Annotated in this window: 3 protein-coding genes; all 3 read left to right on the plus strand. The window is 73.3% G+C overall.

Going from position 1 to position 3,231, the window contains the following annotated elements:
- Nucleotides 1-144 precede the first annotated feature (144 nt).
- Genes B7767_RS36340 through B7767_RS36350 form a run of 3 tightly spaced genes read left to right on the plus strand, consistent with a single transcriptional unit; the run spans nucleotide 145 to nucleotide 3,201 of the window.
- Nucleotides 145-918, plus strand: coding sequence for an SDR family oxidoreductase (locus B7767_RS36340; RefSeq protein WP_085575760.1), 774 nt, complete (start codon nucleotides 145-147; stop codon nucleotides 916-918).
- Nucleotides 915-2,579, plus strand: a complete 1,665-nt coding sequence (locus B7767_RS36345) for a class I adenylate-forming enzyme family protein (protein WP_085575762.1) — start codon at nucleotides 915-917, stop codon at nucleotides 2,577-2,579. The genes B7767_RS36340 and B7767_RS36345 overlap by 4 nt, the downstream gene beginning before the upstream one ends.
- Before the next feature lie 28 nt (nucleotides 2,580-2,607).
- The gene (locus tag B7767_RS36350) at nucleotides 2,608-3,201 is read left to right on the plus strand and encodes a TetR/AcrR family transcriptional regulator (protein ID WP_085575761.1); all 594 of its coding nucleotides are present in this window, start codon (nucleotides 2,608-2,610) and stop codon (nucleotides 3,199-3,201) included.
- Nucleotides 3,202-3,231: the final 30 nt, after the last annotated feature.

Below are 3,231 nucleotides of genomic sequence, written 5' to 3' on the forward strand. Positions count from 1 at the left end.
GGTGTCATGCGCACGCACGCTAGCGCGCCCGGCCGCCCCGGGGAACGAACCGGACCGGCCCCGCGCGGAACACCCCTTCCACCGGGCATACCGACCGGTTAGTCTGGCGCCGGTAGCCGCTGGGAGCCGCGACGAAGGAGACCGATGGTGCAAGCCGTGCAGGGTGCGAAGGTGGTCGTCACGGGAGCCGGGGGCGGCATCGGGGCGGCCCTCGCCCGCCGCTTCGCCGCTCAGGGGGCACGGGTCGTCGTCAACGACCTGGACGCCGACCGCGCGAAGGCCGTCGCCGAGGAGATCGGCGGCCTGGCCGTCGTGGGCGACGCCTCCTCGATCGTCGCCGAGGCCCGCGACGCGCTCGGCGGGACGGTCGACGTGTACTGCGCCAACGCGGGCGTCGGCCGCGACGGCGGGGAGCCCGGCGAACCGCTCGACGAGCAGGGCTGGGCGCTCTCCTGGGACGTCAACGTCATGGCGCACGTCCGCGCGGCGCACGCACTGCTCCCGGACTGGCTGGAGCGCGGCAGCGGCCGCTTCGTCTCCACCGTCTCCGCCGCCGGACTGCTCACCATGATCGGCACCGCCCCCTACAGCGTCACCAAGCACGGCGCCTACGCCTTCGCCGAGTGGCTGTCGCTGACGTACCGCCACCGAGGGGTGAAGGTCCACGCGATCTGCCCGCAGGGCGTGCGCACCGACATGCTCGACGCCAGCGGCAGCGCGGGCGACCTCGTCCTCAAACCGACCGCGATCGAACCGGAGGACGTGGCCGACGCCCTCTTCCGGGCCGTCGAGGAGGACCGCTTCCTGGTCCTGCCGCACCCCGAGGTCGCCGAGTACTACCGGGCCCGCGCCGCCGAGCCGGACCGCTGGCTGGCCGGCATGAACCGCCTCCAGCAGCAGTGGGAGGCGAACCGGTGACCGCCTCCCGCTACGCCGCCAAGCCCTGGCTGGCCCTGCTCACCGACGCCCAGCGCGCCCCCGTCGACCCCGCCGCCTCCCTGGTGCACGCCCTGCGCCGCGCGGCCGCCGAGAACCCCGACCGCGCCTTCCTCGCCTACTTCGACGGCCGCCTCACCTACCGCGAGGCCGACGAGCTCAGCGACTCCGTCGCCGGCCGGCTCGCCGCACGCGGCCTGGAGCGCGGCGAGCGGGTGGCGGTCCTGCTGCAGAACTCCCCGCTCTTCGTCCTCGCCCTGCTGGGCGCCTGGAAGGCGGGCGCGGTCGTCGTGCCCGTCAACCCGATGTACAAGTCGGGCGAGGTGACGCACGTCCTGCGGGACGCCGGCGTGGCCGCGCTGATCTGCTCCGACCGGGCCTGGGAGTCGTACCTGCGCGACACGGCCGCCGACTCGCCCGTGCGGATCGTGCTCACCGGCTGCGAACTGGACTTCCAGAGCCGCGGCGACACGCGCGTGCTCACCTTCGAACGGCTCCCGCAGCCCCCGGACGCCGACGACCTCACCACCATCGCCCGCCAGGGACACCCGGCCCCGGAGGACCGCGACCCCGCCCCCGGCGACACCGCGCTGATCAGCTACACCTCGGGCACCAGCGGCACCCCCAAGGGCGCCACCAACACGCACCGCAACATCATGTACAACGCCGAGCGGCAGCGCACGGGGCTCGGCCTGCCCGAGGCGCCCGTCTACTTCGCCCTCGCGCCCCTGTTCCACATCACCGGGATGGTCTGCCAGCTCGGCGCCTGCCTCGACAGCGCGGGCACCCTCGTCCTGGCGTACCGCTTCGAGCCGGGCGTCGTCCTGGACGCCTTCGCCGAGCACCGGCCGCACTACACCGTCGGCCCGTCCACCGCCTTCATGGCGCTGGCCGCCCACCCCGGCGCCGGCCGCGACCACTTCTCCTCCTTCCGGGTGATCTCCTCCGGCGGCGCCCCGCTGCCGCCCGCCCTGGTGGAGAAGTTCCGGGCCGGCTTCGGACCGTACATCCGCAACGGCTACGGGCTGACCGAGTGCACCGCACCCTGCGCCTCCGTCCCGCCGCACCTGGAGGCGCCCGTCGACGAGGCCTCCGGCACGCTGGCCGTCGGCGTGCCGGGCCCCGACACCGTCGTACGGATCGTCGACGACCGGGGCGAGGAGGTGCCCTTCGGCGAGCAGGGCGAGATCGTCGTGCGCGGACCGCAGGTCGTGCCCGGCTACTGGCAGCGGCCCGACGCCACCGCCGAGACCTTCCCCGACGGCGAGCTGCGCACCGGCGACATCGGCTTCATGGACCCCGAGGGCTGGCTGTACGTCGTCGACCGCAAGAAGGACATGATCAACGCGTCCGGCTTCAAGGTGTGGCCGCGCGAGGTCGAGGACGTGCTCTACACGCACCCGGCGGTGCGCGAGGCCGCCGTCGTCGGGGTGCCCGACGGATACCGCGGGGAGACCGTCAAGGCCTTCATCAGCCTGCGCCCCGGCGCCGAGGCGGACCCGGCCGCGCTCGCCGCGTACTGCAAGGAGAAACTGGCCGCCTACAAGTATCCGCGTCAGGTGGAGATCCTGCCGGACCTGCCGAAGACGGCCAGTGGGAAGATCCTCAGGCGGGAACTGCGTTCCCTGACCCACGACAACTGACAGCGACACGGAAAGGCGGGTGGCGGCAGTGCCCAGGACGACGGACGGTGACGGGGCTCCTGTGCCGCAGCGGCTCCTGGCCGCCGCCACCCGGCTCTTCGCCGAGCGGGGCTACGACCGCACCTCGGTGCAGGAGATCGTCGAGGCGGCCGGCGTCACCAAGGGGGCGCTCTACCACTACTTCGGCTCCAAGGACGACCTGCTGCACGAGGTGTACGCGCGCGTGCTGCGCCTCCAGCAGGAACGCCTGGACCACTTCGCGGACGCCGACGAGCCGATCGAGAAGCGGCTGCGCGGCGCGGCGGCGGACGTCGTCGTCACCACGATCGAGAACCTCGACGACGCGTCGATCTTCTTCCGCTCCATGCACCACCTCGGCCCGGAGAAGAACAAGCAGGTGCGCGCCGAGCGCCGCCGCTACCACGAACGCTTCCGCGCGCTGGTCGAGGAGGGACAGCGCGAGGGCGTCTTCTCCACGGCGACGCCGGCCGACCTGGTGGTCGACTACCACTTCGGCTCCGTGCACCACCTGTCCACCTGGTACCGCCCCGACGGCCCGCTCAGCCCCCAGGAGGTCGCCGACCACCTGGCGGACCTGCTGCTGCGGGCCCTGCGTCCGTGACGCGCCGGTGTCCGTGAGGCCGTCGGCGTC

It is taken from the genome of Streptomyces sp. 13-12-16 (genome assembly GCF_002114215.1).
In the GTDB taxonomy this organism is placed as follows: Bacteria; Actinomycetota; Actinomycetes; order Streptomycetales; family Streptomycetaceae; genus Streptomyces.